The sequence below is a fragment of the Imperialibacter sp. EC-SDR9 genome, from assembly GCF_902498805.1.
Classification (GTDB): Bacteria; Bacteroidota; Bacteroidia; order Cytophagales; family Cyclobacteriaceae; genus Imperialibacter.
Genome location: NZ_LR701599.1, coordinates 69,645 through 85,432, shown reverse-complemented (window position 1 = coordinate 85,432; position 15,788 = coordinate 69,645). Strand labels below are relative to the sequence as shown.

Annotated in this window: 8 protein-coding genes; 2 read left to right on the top strand and 6 right to left on the bottom strand. The window is 48.4% G+C overall.

Features of this window, described 5'->3' with window-relative positions:
- Together GC130_RS20895 and GC130_RS20890 are read left to right on the top strand one after the other, a co-directional pair.
- Nucleotides 1-176 (top strand): transposase (locus GC130_RS20895; RefSeq protein WP_304599205.1); only part of this gene is annotated, 176 nt, incomplete at its 5' end.
- Nucleotides 177-204: 28 nt separating this feature from the next.
- On the top strand, nt 205-576 hold the full coding sequence (locus GC130_RS20890) for a VOC family protein (protein WP_152000302.1): 372 nt from the start codon (nt 205-207) through the stop codon (nt 574-576).
- Between the two features lie 190 nt (nt 577-766).
- On the opposite strand, the gene GC130_RS20885 is transcribed toward GC130_RS20890, so the two are convergent.
- The 6 genes from GC130_RS20885 to GC130_RS20860 form a co-directional block, all read right to left on the bottom strand.
- A complete protein-coding gene (locus GC130_RS20885; protein WP_152000301.1) occupies nt 767-2,725 on the bottom strand; it encodes a sialate O-acetylesterase in 1,959 nt (652 codons plus the stop codon).
- 4 nt (nt 2,726-2,729) lie between these two features.
- Complete coding sequence (locus GC130_RS20880; RefSeq protein WP_152000300.1) at nt 2,730-5,597, bottom strand: glycosyl hydrolase; 2,868 nt, start codon at nt 5,595-5,597, stop codon at nt 2,730-2,732.
- A gap of 23 nt (nt 5,598-5,620) precedes the next feature.
- Complete coding sequence (locus tag GC130_RS20875) at nt 5,621-8,548, bottom strand: glycosyl hydrolase (protein WP_152000299.1); 2,928 nt, start codon at nt 8,546-8,548, stop codon at nt 5,621-5,623.
- A gap of 66 nt (nt 8,549-8,614) precedes the next feature.
- Entirely contained in the window at nt 8,615-11,542 is a 2,928-nt protein-coding gene (locus GC130_RS20870; RefSeq protein ID WP_152000298.1) for a glycosyl hydrolase, read from the bottom strand.
- Nucleotides 11,543-11,753: 211 nt separating this feature from the next.
- Nucleotides 11,754-13,202: a sulfatase gene (locus GC130_RS20865; RefSeq protein ID WP_152000297.1), complete on the bottom strand. Its 1,449-nt coding sequence runs from the start codon at nt 13,200-13,202 to the stop codon at nt 11,754-11,756.
- Nucleotides 13,196-15,736, bottom strand: a complete 2,541-nt coding sequence (locus GC130_RS20860) for a hypothetical protein (RefSeq protein WP_152000296.1) — start codon at nt 15,734-15,736, stop codon at nt 13,196-13,198. The genes GC130_RS20865 and GC130_RS20860 overlap by 7 nt, the downstream gene beginning before the upstream one ends.
- Between the last annotated feature and the right edge of the window lie 52 nt (nt 15,737-15,788).

The following is a 15,788-nucleotide window of genomic DNA, read 5'->3' as shown; positions in this document are numbered from 1 at the left end:
TAGAAACTGTAAACGATGAACTCAAGAACATCTGTCAAGTCGAACATTCCAGACATAGGTCTTTCGAAAACTTCATCACCAACCTTATTTCAGGATTGATTGCCTACTCCTTCTTCCCCAAAAAGCCCGCAATCAAATATCAACCCGTCAAAACAAGCCAATTAGCCGCTTTTTAAAATCGAACTCAGGTTAATAGAAACAATCATGCAAGAGCAAAAAATCGGACATATCGTGCACTTTGACCTGACTGTGGAAGACCACGAAGGTGTTAGCGAATTCTACAAAGAAGTGGTTGGTTGGGAAAAGCAGGGCCTGGACATGGGCGGCTACAACGACTATGTGATGAAAGATAAGGAAGGGAATTTCCTCGGCGGTGTCTGCAACAAGGTAGGTGGCAATGCCTATCTACCTCCCTACTGGCTGATTTATGTGAAAGTAGAAGACCTGGATGCCAGCCTGGCGAAATGTGAGGAGCTCGGCGGCAAAGTCATAGGTGAAAAACGAAAATATGGAGAGGAGACTTCCTATTGCCTTATTCAGGATCCGGCGGGGGCTTATATGATGCTGATAAATTGATCAATAAAAAAGTCGTGCCCACAACAGTAGCTGGTGGCACGACTCCTTTCAGACTACAAAAGTTTAGTAAAATGCAGAAGCGTCAGACACTCTTAGAAGTCTCCATTAGTAGCTAGCAGCAGCATTTACTCCAACCTTTTGTAGTCTTCCCGTCCAATCATTACCACCTGACAGCCTGGGTTTAGAGCGCTTACTTATTCAACTCAAGCACAAACGGAGAAGCAGGAAGTCCGGCCTTATTAATAATATAATACTCCGGGTTGTTGCTCCAGTCGAATCGGATTGCCTTCGGTTGGATGACCTCGCTTGATGAAATGTGCAGATTGCTCCCTTTCACTTTACCCATCACTTTCACAAACTTTCCGTCTTCACCTGCTACTTCAAAACTCGCCCCAAGGCCAACCATATTTTTCTTCAGTTCAACGGCTCCATTAAATTGAAGTATCACGGTGTTTCCGTTTACCGAATAGGATTTATACGAGGGGCCATTGGCTACTGCCTGTTTATCGTAAGCAATATCTAACGCCTGTAGAGCAAGTCTGTAGCCAAAATCCTGTTTGTTGGCCGGATGGATATTATATGGATTTCCTATGTCGAGCGAAACAACCATCCCTGTGTTAGGCAGTGCAAGCGTGCTTTGCTGTGCGGCCCTGAGGTTCGACCAGGAGCTATTCGTTTTATGAAACTCATGGGTCAACTCGAGGTTACTTAGCTGTACGAACAAGAACGGGAGGTCGCCAAGACCCCAGTGTGTTCTCCAATTGCGAATCAATTCGGGGAACATCTGCGCATACAACTCTGGCCGACTGGCATTTGATTCGCCCTGATACCAAATAAATCCCTTTATCCCATACGGCGTAGCTGGTGCCACCATGCCGTTGAACAGACTAGAAGGAGAATTGTGAAAGTTTTTAACTGGCCCAAAGTCATCATCAAAATCATTCTTCAAAAGCCATTTCCTGGCAAGGTTGATGGAAAACGAGCGGTTGCTATTCTCAATAAAGAAGCTCCTTTCCTCACCAAAAAACTTCGGCGTACCGAAAGGTTGGGCAAGACGAACTGTCAATACATTTTCGCCAGCGTTGACCAAATCCGCTGGTATATCGACCAAAACTGGTTGAGGGTACGAAAAAAGGTCAAGTTCCACTCCATTGAGAAAAATACGGCTTTCCCTGCCTAAAAACCCCAAAGAGAGTCTCAATGGATGTCCAACCAACTTTTCAGGAACTTGAATCCCTTTCCTCAACCAAACTACATTTCCGAATACAATGTCAGTGTCCAACGGGTTGATGGAGCTCCAGGAGCTTGCATCGTAACCCACGCTGGCATACGCTTCGACTTCACCGGCCCTGGGAAAGCTAATCGCCATCCTTCTGGCCAGATTGTTCGTCATAGACTCCGTCACTTTTCCCATCCACTCGTCTCTATCAAAAGCGGTCGCCACTGGAGGTATGTCAATGGAGTCCTTAAATATTACCATTGACTCCGGGCTCATCCACGACCTGATAGGTGTGCCTCCCCATGAACTATGGATAACACCAATGGGAATATTTAACTCCTTATTCAGCTTTTTAGCAAAAAACCATGCCGTGGAAGAAAAGCGGGCTACTGATTCTACCGTTGGCACGGCCCAGGCTGATGCTTCAAAGTCGGCTGCTGCTACGGGCATGGGCATTTTTGGCACGTTAAAGAGGCGGACATTGGGATAGTTGATGTCTGCTATCTCTTTCTCGTAATCTTTTACTTCCGAACGTGGAATCCACTGCCAGCCAGCCATAGGATGCTCCATATTCGACTGACCTGAAGCAAACCAGACATCGCCGACAAGCACATTGGTAAACGCCAGTTTTTCATCCAACCCTTCCACTTCCAGTTGATAGGGCCCACCAGCCTCATGAGCAGGTAACTTTACCTGCCATTTCCCATTTTCGTCGGCGAATGCAGACGACATCGAGCCATCCAGTTTTACACTGATCTTTTCGCCAGCGGCGGAAGTGCCCCAAATAGTCATTTCAACACCTCTTTGCAACACCATATTGTCAGATAACAGCTGAGCACAACTCAGCTGAGCCATTGCCTGGCCTGCTAAAACCATGCAAGCAGCAAGGCAAACCGCTACTATGATCCCATGGCGATGGCATTCATTCATACTTTCATTTTGAAAGACCAATGGTAACTACCTGAACAGGGCCGAGTAAACCAGACTTTTTCAGCGGCACATCCTTCCACGGCGTCAGGTTTTTGTTGGCATTGGTGATATTCGTATTCGTAAACTGTTCCCCGGTGATGGCATCACCTGTTAATCTGTTGGACCAGGTATTTGCCACCCGTACACTTAGCGTATTCGCCCCCTCTTTGATCATGTCAGTAACATCAAGCCGATAAGGCTTCGTCCACACAATGCCTGCTGGCTGATCATTCAGTGTTACCTCCGCCATTTCGGCAAGGTCACCCAGGTCAAGGTACACTCGGTTCGCCTCACCACCTGATCCTGCAAACTCGAACGTCTTATCATACGTACCGATTCCGGAGTAGTACCTAATGCCATCAACCTCTGATTGCGTCCAAGAAGTAAGATCGGGGAAAACAGCTGTAGCGGGTGCTCCCCACTCCTCGCTGAAGGAAACGTTCCATTCTCCTTCGATGGTTGTCGCCTTTGCCTGCCCACCTGCCGACCTTGAGTAGAAACCATGCGGCGTATACACAATGTCGGTATTTTCGATGCTTCCTTTAGGTTTCGCCGGCTGGTTGGTGAACACCACGAAGCAGCTCCCATATGGCGCAATCGACAGTGGCAACAGTGTTGTGTTGCCTTTCTCTTCGAAAATCGGAATAGGCATCATTTCTCCTGTTTTAGGATCCCATAACTCAGGCGCCTTGTTCTTCTGGCGAAAAGTCAGGCTTTCCGACACCCAGCTATCTGTCGTATTGCGGATGAGGTAAAAATCTGCATCGCCTTTGGCGTAGTGGATGAAATCCAGCTTTCCACTGGCCTGATCGGGATAGCTGAAATCCGGCACTAACCCTAATCCTCTAAGGGCTTCCTCCGGCGATTGACTTGACCTTATCTTGCCACTCTCCGTTCCGCCCGTCCACAAATCGCCTGATCCACTCACAATTTGTTGAGTTGCCTCAGGCTGACGAGCCAAACCATTGGCCCGGGTGGGCTTTCCTCCCACGATCACCGCTCTCGAAGCAGCCAAATCTCTCATTTTGGTCAGCGCAGCAGGGCTCATTTCCGTATTATTGCCAAGTGCCAGTACTTTGTATCTGCCAACGCCCGGCAGTACAAATTCACCATTTTCAACAATCAATTCGCTCAGCTTATCGGTATTGATTACTTCATAGTCGTAGCCAAGCCCTGCTGTAAACCTTGTATTCTTGGGTGGCACCAGGTTGGGCACGTCGTCGCCATAGTAATACAAGACATCGGCTACAAATTTGGCTTGCTGCAAAATGTAAGAGTTTCGAGCCAGATAATCATTAAAGGCTTTGGCCATGGGCCACCAAACCCGTTTGTCGTTATAGTGAGTGCCCGCCAGATAAACAATGCCGGGGCGACCAAACTCAGATGGATTGTGAGTAAACCCATGGATCACCAGTCGGTTCATGCCTTCACAAAACGCCCGATCCGCTATAACTTTCAAGTCCTTCGGGCTCTCCTGCCAGTCCCAATAGCTGGTAAAAGCTTCTTCCTCAACAATATTTCGCTGATAGATGTGAGAGGCAGCTGCAATTTCTTTGACCAGCCAGATATAATCTACCACGCTGTCTTCTTTGTAATACTCCCGGTTGTACCAGAACTCGCCACGGGGCACGTCCAATGCCCCCAGCGCCTTCAGTGTTTCCACCGGAATGTGGTGCATGTGGCCAGGGCCACCCGACTCTGATATGATCTCAAGTCCGTGGGCATTACAAATCTCTTTTGATTTGGCGTAATGATTTTGAATCATTAGTTCCGAAAATGTCTTTCTGAAGTCGAATTGAAAGTCATCATTTACCTTCTCCTCGTATAGCTGCTCGTCGTAAATAGCAGGAATAAACTTATTGATCTCATACCCATGCAGCTTCTTAAACATCTCGGGCAATGTCGGCGTCCAGGCAAACTCTTTCGCTTCGTAGCTGGCCAGGTAGAGGTTTTTGAGTGCACTTTGCTTAAAATCTCCCACGAGAGGCTTCAGTTTGTTGATGAAATACATCATGTGCATGCGGGTAGCGGCTGAGTCGAAATGATCGATAATGGGGCCATCAGAATTGGGAGACGGCACAATCAACCGTTCGCCTGAATTGGAACAAATGTATCGGTAGATATCCCACTCTCCCTCAGGGGCATCCCACGAAAGGAGTTCCGTGGCAGCATCAAATTGGGCTGATAAATCAAAAATGCGAGAGGTGTCACCAAGGTTTTTTGCCCCTTTTGGAACAGCTACCACTGCGATTTCCTCACTGTACACTGGTCTTCCGCCAGACAGGTAGTCAATCTTCCTAGGCTTCCCGTTTCTATCAGGGGTTATTTCCGGGAAGGGAAGTTTCATTTTCACTTCTTTTCCACCCTTCAATAATATTTTGGATGCATAAAGTGTTTTCGAAGCATGTTTTGGTTCCACCCAGGTTCCTCCTGCATTCCAGCTACTGGCTACTCCGAGCCCCACTTCCAAATCAAGCTTCTTCGCTTCATCAAGGGCCATTTTTATCAAATGAAGTGATTCTTCTCCCATAAACGGAGGCCCGGCAGGTATGATCCCCTTTTCGTCGCTGGCACGCCGCAAGCCAATCTCAAAAATATCCACACCACCAAGGCCAGCGTCTTTGATGGCTCTCAGTTCGGTTTTTAGCCTTACCGAGTCAACATAGCCATTGAGCCACCACCAGTACACTTTGGCCCTGGCTTTGACTGGCGGATTCTGAAAACCCTCTCTTAATTCCGTGAGCCCGTCATCAGTTTTTGGCGTTTCACACGCAAAGAGCCCCAGCAACCCCACAAGTAGCGAGGCCGTGATAATATGTACTATATTTTTCATGATGGTTTACTTTTGGTAAGTGGTTACTCTTTCGGACTGACAGTGATCAATTGGACAGGGCCCAGCAAGCCCGACTTGATTAGTGGCACATCCACCCATGGAGTTTTGATCTTGTTTAGGCCATATACGTCGGTAATTTCAACATTTGTGAAGGTGTAGTCCTTGCCTTCGGTCTGCGCATCCCCAGTGATCCTGTTCGACCAGGTGTTGGCAATTTCTATCTCCAGCACATTGTCGGCTGGTTTCAAAAGATCAGTTACATCGAACCTGTAAGGCTTTGTCCACGCAATGCCGAGTGATGTACCATTCAACCATACCTCCCCTATTTTTGACAGGTCGCCCAGATCAAGCAACACTCGTTGGTTTTTCATAGATGATGCGTTGATGTCGTACTGAAAGGTCTTCTTATATTTTGCATTGCCAGAATAGTATTTGACACCTTCGATGTCGGATTCAGTCCACGAGACTAATTCGGGATATATTATCCGCTCAGGACCTCCCCATTCCTGTGAGAAAAACACTTCCCAGGCCCCGCTGATCGGTTGATGCTTCGTGATATTTGTTACCGGGGTAGACTGCCCTGCTTTGGTAGCCTCGAATAAGCCATCCTCCATCAGCAAAATACCGTTGGCTGTGTAATCCAGTAAGGGAGGGAAAAGTCCCCGGCTATTCAATTGGTCAAATTTGGCCGTGCTTTTTCCTTGTTTGAAGGTGATGAACGCTGAACCGTAGGGCGCCAACGACAATGGCAGCTTGATGTAGCTCCCATCTTGCCGATAAATGGTAACGGGCAACACCGAGCCAGATACCGGATCCCAAATCTCGGGCACTTTGCCCTGCTGTCTGAACCCTATCTCTCTCGACACCCATTGATCGGTGGTATTTCTTACAAAGTAGAAATCCAGCCCCGCTTTGTTATAGTGAATATAGTCGAGCGTGTTAGCCGTTCTGTCCACATAATCTATGTCTGGCCCTAAACCAAGCGTCTCCAGCACGGTCACTGGCTGCTGGTTGAGTACTCTTTGACTCCCGGCACCCCAAAGTTTATTAAGGGTAGCATTCATCGCCTCAGTGCGGCCAGGAATGTCGGATACTTTCTTAGGCTTAGCACCAGTCACCCTGGCTCCGGCACGAACCAGCTCGTCAATCTTTTGTAGTACCTGGGGATTGATCTCTCCCTCGTCCTCCAGTGCCAACACACTAAACGCAGCACCGGTTGGCAGCACCACTTTTCCATTTTTGACCGATGCCTGTAATAGTATTTCGGTGTTGGTGAGCTCATAGTCATAGCCAGGGGCAACCATAAAACGGCTGTTTTTGTGCCCTGCATAATTGGGGATAGCGTCGCCATAGTAGTACAGCACGTCTGCAAAGAAGTCGGTCTGCTGCAACACAAATGAAATGCGGCCAAGGTAGTCGTTGAAAGGCCTGACTTTGGAGAACCACACCCTTCTATCGTTGAAGTGCGTGCCTGCATGATACACAATGCCCGGGTAACCGTAGCCCGCCGGGTTATGGCTAAAGCCGTGCACCACAACCCTGTTCATTCCTTCTGCAAAAGCCCTGTCGCCGGAGGGCTTCATATCGAACGGCCCTTCCTGCCAGTGTTTGAAGGAGGTAAAAGCCTCTTCTTCCACAATACCCCGCCCATAAATGTGCGATGCGGCCGAAACTTCTTTCACCATTCTCAAAATATCAATTCCCTGCTCATTGAACCGGTCGTGATGAATCCAATACTCCCCTCTCGGCAAGTCCAAAGCTCCCAGCGATTTAAGTGGTTCAACCGGCACGTTGTGCAAAGGCAAGCCCGGGCCACCCGATTCAGAATTGATCTTCAATCCATACTTGTTTGATATCTCTTTCGCCTTTTTATAAAAATTGGTGATCATTAATTCTGACAAAGTGCGCTGGCGATCCTTTTTGAACTTGCTCACCACCTCTTCGCTGAAGTTTTCCTCATTGAAAAGTACCGGCAGGTATTTATTGATCTCATATCCGTTGAGTTCCTTGAAAACCTCCGGCAGTGTGGTTGTCCAAACAAAGCCTGTCGCTTCGTAGCTCGCCAGGTAAAGGCTTTTCAGGGCTGTCTTGGTCAGGTCATTGCCCATAGCTTCCTGAATGCGGCCAATGATGTACATGAAATGGGCTTCGGTGGCCTGTGCATCAAAGTGGTCGATGATAGGGCCAACAGAATTCTTGCTGGGCAGCTTCAATTGCTCGCCAGAATTGGAGCAGATGTAGCGGTGCACCAGCCAGTCACCCGACAAATCCCAGGTCAGCTTGTCACTTTTGGCATCAAACTTTGACGTCAAATCAACGAACTTTGCCGGATCCCAAACGGGCTGTCCATTTTCCATCGGAATACCCACTATAGCCACCTCGGTGTAAAAAACAGGTCTGCCGTTCTTCTGAAATTCAATGGCTTTTGCCCTGCCTCTCGCATCTTTTGCAGGTACCTCAGGGAACGGGAGTTTTACAGTTCCACCCGACTTCCCTTTTACATCAAGGCTTGAAAAATATATCGACTTAGCCGAATTCTCCGGTGTAGTCCAGGCGCCGCCCGCATTCCAGCTGCTGGCCAAATTCAGACCAACATCCATATTGCGTTTTTTGGCCTCCAGCAAGGCTACTCGTATTGACTTGAGTGACTCGTCGCTCAAAAAAGCCGGGCCGGGTGCCACCATGTCGTCAGTTTGACGAACGCCAATCTCAAAAATATCGAAGCCAGAAATGCCTCCCCGGTCCATCGCTGCAATTTCTTCCTTGACCCGAACGGTGTCGACATTGCCATTTAGCCACCAGAAGTACACTTTTGGCCTGGCCCCGGGAGGCGGCGACTTGAACCCTTCCTTTAGTTGGTCATAAGATGGTGCGTTTTGGGCAATGGCCTGATCGAAAGAAAGGCAAATCAAAGCTCCAACAGCAATAAGTAGAGAAAAGAGTGTCTTCATGATATAGCGTATGTTAGATTCCTGAATCGGGTAAGTATTTCAATCAACTGCTTCATTTTTTACCTGTTATAGCGGACTCACAGTAATCAATCGCACGGGCCCCAGCAAGCCTGATTCTACCAACGGGGCTTCTTCCCAGGAAAATCGCTGCCTGCCAAACCCTACTACTGTCGTTGTTAGCACGTTGGAATAAGTGTAGTCCTTTCCCTCCGTCCGGGCATCTCCTATGATGCGATTGGCCCAAACGTTGGCAATTTCTACCTCCACGAGGTTGTTGCCTGCTTTAAGTTTGTCGGTAATATCGAACCGGTAGGGCTTTACCCAGGTGATTCCCAGCGGTTCTCCGTTGAGCCACACTTCACCTACTTTTGAAAGGTCGCCAAGGTCGAGAAACACCCGCTGGTCTTTCATGAGCGTTGCATTAACGTCATGATAGAATGGCTTTTTGTACCTGGCCATCCCCGAATAGTATTTTATGCTCTCTTCCTCAGAGTCTGTCCAGGAGCTCAGCTCCGGGAACAGCCTCCTTTCAGGCCCACCCCATTCCGGAGAAAAGAATACTTCCCAGGCTCCGGTTAAGTTTTTAACATGTACATTATTAACAAGAGATGAAGACTGGTCTTGCTTTTTTACTTCAAAGGCACCCGTTTCCATCACAAACACTCCTTCGGGCGTGTAGTTGAGCATGGGTGGATGCTGTTGACTCCCTGCTATTTTTGAGAACTTCTGATCTGGTTTTCCCGGCTTAAAGACCACAAAAGTTGATCCCATGGGTGGAAGCGAAACTGGCAGTTGAATATATTGCCCGCTCTGATTGTAGATGGTTGCCGAGGAAATTGAACCGTTGATAGGATCCCATATCTCCGGCACCCTGGCCTGCTGCCTGAAGCCGATCTCCCTTGACACCCATTCATCAGTGGTGTTTCTCACGAAGTAAAAGTCCAGGCCATTCTTGTTGTAGTGAATGTAGTCGAGCGTATTGAGCGCTATATCCGAATAGTTGATATCAGGGCCAATGTTGTTGGCCTGCAACACTTCGGATGGCTGCTTTCCGGCCACTACTTTCGCCTTTGAATTTTGATTCCAAACTTTATCAATCATAGCAGCCATGGCTGGTGTTCCGCCTGGCCTGTCCGATACTTTTTTCGGTTTGGCTCCGGTGATAGTAGCTCCAGCACTCACCAGCTCGTCTATTTTCAGCAACACTGCGGGGTTAATGTCTCCTTCATCCTCCAGCGCCAATAGGTTGTACTGACCACCCGTAGGCAATACAAGCTTTCCACCCTTCACTTTCAGCTGTAAAAGAATCTCAGTATTGATGACATCATAGTCGTAGCCCAGACCAGCCATGAAGCGGCCATTTTTTGGCCCTGCATAGTTCGGTACCGCATCTCCGTAGTAGTAAAGCACATCGGCTACAAAATCCGTCTGCTGGAACACCGCAGAAACCCTGGCCAGATAGTCAGTGAAAGGCCGTATTTTCGGGTGCCATATCCTTTTATCGTTGAAATGTGTGCCTGCATGATAAACGATGCCTGGATAACCGATGCCTGAAGGGTTGTGGCTAAACCCGTGAATCACCACCCTGTTCATGCCCTCGCAGAAAGCCCGGTCGCCGGTTGGCTTCATATCGAACGGCCCCTCCTGCCAGTTCAAAGATGAGGTGAAGGCTTCCTCTTCCACGATGCCCCTGCCGTAGATATGGGAAGCGGAGGACACTTCCTTCACGACCCGCAGAAAATCTACTCCCTGGTCATTGTAAGCATTGTAGTTGATCCAAAATTCACCACGGGGAAGGTCGAGTGCACCGAGCGCCTTGAGAGGCTCAGCGGGAACATTATGCATTGGCATACCAGGCCCTCCTGCTTCAGAGTTGATTTTCAGACCATGTGCGTTGGCTACTTCCCTCGCTTTCTTATAAAAATTGGTGATCATCAACTCCGACAATGTCCGTTGATAATCTTTCATAAACTTTTCAACGACTCCTTTCCCGAAGGACGACTGATTAAGGAGCACGGGCAGGAATGTATTTATTTCGTAGCCGGTGAGTGTCTTGAAAACATCTGGCAACGTGGTCGTCCATGTAAAGCCGGTGGCCTCATAGCTAGCCAGGTAGAGACTTTTCAGGGCAGTGTTCCTCAAGTCGCCCATTTCCCCTGTCAGCACATTGATAATATGAAGAAAATGCGCTTCGGTGGCCTGTGCGTCGAAATGGTCGATAATAGGACCGGAGGAGTACTTACTTGGTCGCTTCAACTGCTCGCCTGAGTTGGAGCAGATGTAGCGGTGCACCTCCCAGTCGCCTGTCAGTGTCCAGTTCAATTTTTCACTTTCCGGATCAAACTGGCTGGAGACATCAACGATCTTTGCCGGATCCCAGTCAGGCTTTCCATTTTTCAACGGTATCGCCACTACGGCCACTTCCTGGTAAAACACTGGCTTCCCATTTCGCTGGTACTGGATTACCCTCGTTTTTCCAGCTGCATCGATTTTTGAAATCTGAGGGAACGGGAGCTTTATATTGCCCCCCAACTTGCCCTTTACCTCTATTCTCGAATCATAAATGGACTTAGCGGAATTTTCGGGAGTTACCCACGTGCCACCAGCATTCCAGCTGCTGGCCATGTTAAAGCCCACGTCCATATTCCTTTTCTTAGCTTCATCCAACGCCACCTTGATAACCTTGAGGGACTCCTTGCTTAGAAATGCCGGGCCTGCTTCAACCATTGTGTCTACCGGAGGTACACCCGTTTCAAAGAGATCGAAACCAGAAAGCCCAGCCCTGTCCATGGCAGCTATTTCTTCTTTCACCCTAACGCTGTCCACGTTTCCGTTGAGCCACCACCAGTAAACCTTGGGTCGGGCGCCTTGCGGTGGAGATTGAAACGATGACTTGACCTGCTCATAAGCAGATGCACTTTGCCCAACGGCAAAATTGCATTGCAGGTAAACGAATAATCCGAGGGCAATAAATGTCGAAAAGCGTGTTTTCATAGTAGTGTATGTGTATAATTCAAACCGACTCTGTTTAGGAAGCCGTGATTTCTTTAAAGACAAACTGTATCTGTATGTCCATTCAACCACCAGCGCACTTTTGGTCCCACTTCCGCCGGCGGTTGAATTAGTACTGGCTACCAACGAAAGGCTCACGATCAGGAGCTAGTAGTTTACTCTTTAAAAGACGCCATTATCCATTGCTACCGGATCATAGCTGAAAGGGATCTTTTGTTTCCGCTAGTCTCTCCCTTAGCTGGCCCTTCAATTGCGCCTTCACAGCCAAATACTCCTCATCCCCTGCCAGATTATTCATTTCCAGCGGATCGCTTACCATATCAAAGAGCTCCTCATTTCGCTCTCCCTTCGAATAATAATTGTATTTATAGCGGCCGTTGCGGATCATTCGGCCGGTGAGTGATTTATCAAATGGATCGACAGCCAGCTCTGTCACTACAAAGTCGGCAGAGTCATATTTATTTGAATCTATATAGGGTCTGCGGCTGACTCCATCGAATGCTATATTGCTGGTTACACCGATATAGTCGAGAATGGTTGGCACCACATCGGCACCTGACACTACCAGCTGATTGTCAACACCAGTTGCCTTCACTTTGTCTTTGTAGTACACCACAAACGGCACTTTGGCAGGCCCGTCGTACAACGACAACTTAGCTGCCCATTTCTTCTCCGTCATGCCATCGCCGTGATCGCTGCTGACGACAATGATGGTGTTTTCATCCATTCCCTTGGCTCTCAGTGCATCAAGCACCTTTCCTATTTCGGTATCCACCATTTCGGTGTTGCGATAATAGTACCACAGGTAGTTTCTCCAGCGGGTTTCGTCATTGTCTTGCGAAAGCAAGAGTTCGTCGCCGTAGTGGTCACGGAATCTGCTGTTCGCTATCATTTCAGGCTCATTCGGATCGATCTCATGATTAGCAGGCAGCGGTGGGAGTTCTACATCCGGCCCAACATTGGGGTAGTTCTCCGGCTTCCTTGGAAAATGGCAGATGTCGTGGGGATTGTGAAACTGCACGTACATCAGCAATGGTTTCTCTCCGTTGTATTGCTGGATATATTCTGCCGTAGCGTCCGCCAAAGGCCCGTCGGTATCGGCACCCAAATCCCAGGGCTTATCATTTTCATAAAAGTCGATAACCTTGAACCCCGCCAGCGTGTCGATATCTTTCCGTTGAGGATAAGAGCCGGGGATATGCCATTTGCCTGCCCACACCGTTTCGTATCCTTCGGTGCTAAGGATTTCACCCAGGTTTTTGACTCCGTCCTTCATTGAATCACCGTTGTAATCGACGCCGGTGTTATGAGGCATCAAACCGGTGATAAGACTGCTGCGGGACGGGCCACAAACAGGCGTTGTGCAATATGAATTCGAGAAACTTATTCCATTGTTGACCAGGTAGTCGAGATTTGGTGTGCTCAAGTACTTATTGCCATGGGCACTTATCGCATTCGGGTTGTGCTGATCAGTGAGAATAACAATAACGCTCGGGCGCTTAGCAGCTTCATCCCTTTTTCTCGTTTGAGTACAACCACTCACTGCGAAAGTGAAAAGCAGTAACAGCCCAACGGCTACAAGCAGGCCAGCTATTGTTTCCAGTAGCGCTAAGTAATATTTGTATAAATTGTTTTTTACCATGACACAACCATTTGACCAGTTACATTTTCATACAGATAGTAATCTCCACCAAGCTTTTCTTCGCTCTGCCCTTCCAACTCTCCTTTACCAAATGGGTAACTGGAGTTCAAAACCACTTTCACCGATTCGCCTTCAACCCCTGTGGGCGGATAAAACCGAACCTTCGCATTTTTCAAACCAGTCAATTGAATTCGACGCTTAGTGCCTTTCGTCGCCAGGGGAATGTCAAAGCACGAAATCACGCCATCTTCCTGCTCCACGAAGAATCTGCTCTCTTCGAAAAATGACTTTGGAAACCTATAGGTAGATGCTCCATTTTTCAGTTCTGTTTCCCAACCAATGATGATGGGGGCACCTTGAGGAAACTTGAATGCTTGTTCCACCGTCAGATTAGGGAGGTAGCCCGAGAAGAAGAAGGAATTGTTGTGCCTTGAAATGCAGTTGATAGGGTCCTTTATGCCTCCGCTACTTTTGTCGTAGGCGATTGAGTAACCCAATTTACCCAGACCAAATCGCATCAAAGAGGGCCCTGAAAACCATTTCTCCGAATCATCCGGAGTCAACAAGTGACCGCCTTTGTATGACACAGAATTGGTGCCACGGACATAGCAGATTGCTCCTCCCTTCCAATCCGGGTTTTGCCTGTATACCACAGCGTCACGCTTTTGTCCATTCTGAACTACCTGTGCCAGTACCTTTGTAGAATTATCCTTGGCAGCGACCATCGTTTCTATCCCTCCGCCAGACAGATCAGCAGGATGTTGCATTACCATAGGCGACTTAGCTTCTATTTTATCTCCGTTGATAGCCATTTGCACCGCAAATTCACCTGAAAGTGGCTCTTCAGTCTTTATATTCATAAAGTCGAGGAATTCCTTGCTTCCATTTCCCACCGGGCCGTAAATCATCATCTGCCCCCCTGCTTTCACAAAGGCCATTAACTGTTGCTCCAATTCACTGCCTGCGTCGGGGACAATTGTCACCAGCACGGATTCATCAAAAGTTGGTTTTCCATCTTTTCTGATCTGGCTGAAGTTTCCGGTAGACACAACCGTGTTCATAGGAAAGCCTTCATTGATAGCCTGGCGAATAAACCAATCACCATAGTAGATCTCTGGCAACCTTTCGGGCTGCACAGAGGCCCATTCATGGTATTCGTCAAAAGGATACACCCAAACCACGGGCCCCGCCTGATCGGGAGCGTTTCTTCTGGCCTGTAGAATGTGCGGGGTCACCTCATCCGGTACCTGCACAGGCATATTGCCATACGAGTCGTCAATGGTCAGGAAATTAAGATGGGTTGGCAGCATGGCCTCACCCTTGCTGTTGATAGTGGAAATTGACATCGGCAGGTAAATATCGTGCGCTTCTCTGCCATAGCGATCCAGCCAGGGGCTGTTCACCCACCATGGGTCGTGAGTGTAGTACCTGAACAGGTAGCGGTCGTCGGGAAGCTCAGCTATACGTGACATGTAGCCGGCGAGCTCCAAACCAAAATCGCCGTTTAAAGCAGCCCAGGGTGAATTTGGTGGAGGCAGCAGATTAAAGCCGCCGTTGTAAATACTTTTGAGGTCGACACCATCGGCTGCCAGGTCAATGCCTGTGGACAGGTTGGTGCCCCTTGTTTCAATGCGGAAATCCGGGCATTGCTCTCTGAATAGTGTCCAGAAATTGACTATCTTTTCCTGTACATCGCTGAACTTTTCAGGATAGAATTTCTCTCCATCGAATAAGGCTCCCGTGGCGCTCCAGGTTTCCATACCAAAGCCGAAGCCGTTTGAAAGCCACAGGTAGTCGAAGCCCAGATCGGTTAAAAAGTGTTGCGATTGGCTGCCGAAGAAGGTGCCAAAAGGTGTGTCCTGCTTGATCCCATTGGGGAATCCGGCATAACTATCGCTATCTTCATTTAGCGTGGAATAGCAGACCACAAATGTCTTTGAGCCCATGGTAGAGCCCATGCATATCTCAGGGTGCTTCTCATATTTGAAGGGTGACTTGGCAAATTCAGGCCCGGGATCAAAAGTGGCCCCTACACGAACCGGTTTACCGGTCATTGTTTCACCCACACGCTTCAGCGTGCTTACTATGTATTTCAGGTCGCCATAGTTAAAGTCAGGTGTGTCATCCAAATAGGTAAAAGCCCGCTGGTGAACTGAAAGATTCTCATTTTCGGGCTCAGAGTTGACTTCGTGCTCAGCGTTTGGGTTGCCGATGTATCTGGCCCACTCGAGCCGCTGATCCAGGCTTCCGCTATAATCAAGTATCTCCGAACCGTCGGCGGTCCAAAGCATGAGCGACACTGTGTCGGCATGCCTTACCAATGAGCCCCAGCCAGCAAATATTTCTTTACAAGCATCTTCAACATATTGCTTGTCATTCTTTTTGAAGGGCTTGAGTGATAGCTCCAGGGTAATATTATTGAAACGTTTTACTCCAAGGTTTTTGCTATCCGCCAGCATTTGAGATTGCTCGTGACTTCCGCCACAAGAAACCATTATATAACCCACCAGGGCCAACACAACTAAACGACTCATCTTCTGAAATTTATTTTACGATTGCTTGACTGAAGCTAGCTCTCTTGAATTG

Coding starts and splice junctions, on each gene's coding strand:
- GC130_RS20890 (WP_152000302.1), top strand. CDS start 205: ATGCAAGAGCAAAAAATCGGACATATCGTGCACTTTGACCTGACTGTG.
- GC130_RS20885 (WP_152000301.1), bottom strand. CDS start 2,725: ATGAATGAATGCCATCGCCATGGGATCATAGTAGCGGTTTGCCTTGCT.
- GC130_RS20880 (WP_152000300.1), bottom strand. CDS start 5,597: ATGAAAAATATAGTACATATTATCACGGCCTCGCTACTTGTGGGGTTG.
- GC130_RS20875 (WP_152000299.1), bottom strand. CDS start 8,548: ATGAAGACACTCTTTTCTCTACTTATTGCTGTTGGAGCTTTGATTTGC.
- GC130_RS20870 (WP_152000298.1), bottom strand. CDS start 11,542: ATGAAAACACGCTTTTCGACATTTATTGCCCTCGGATTATTCGTTTAC.
- GC130_RS20865 (WP_152000297.1), bottom strand. CDS start 13,202: ATGGTAAAAAACAATTTATACAAATATTACTTAGCGCTACTGGAAACA.
- GC130_RS20860 (WP_152000296.1), bottom strand. CDS start 15,736: ATGAGTCGTTTAGTTGTGTTGGCCCTGGTGGGTTATATAATGGTTTCT.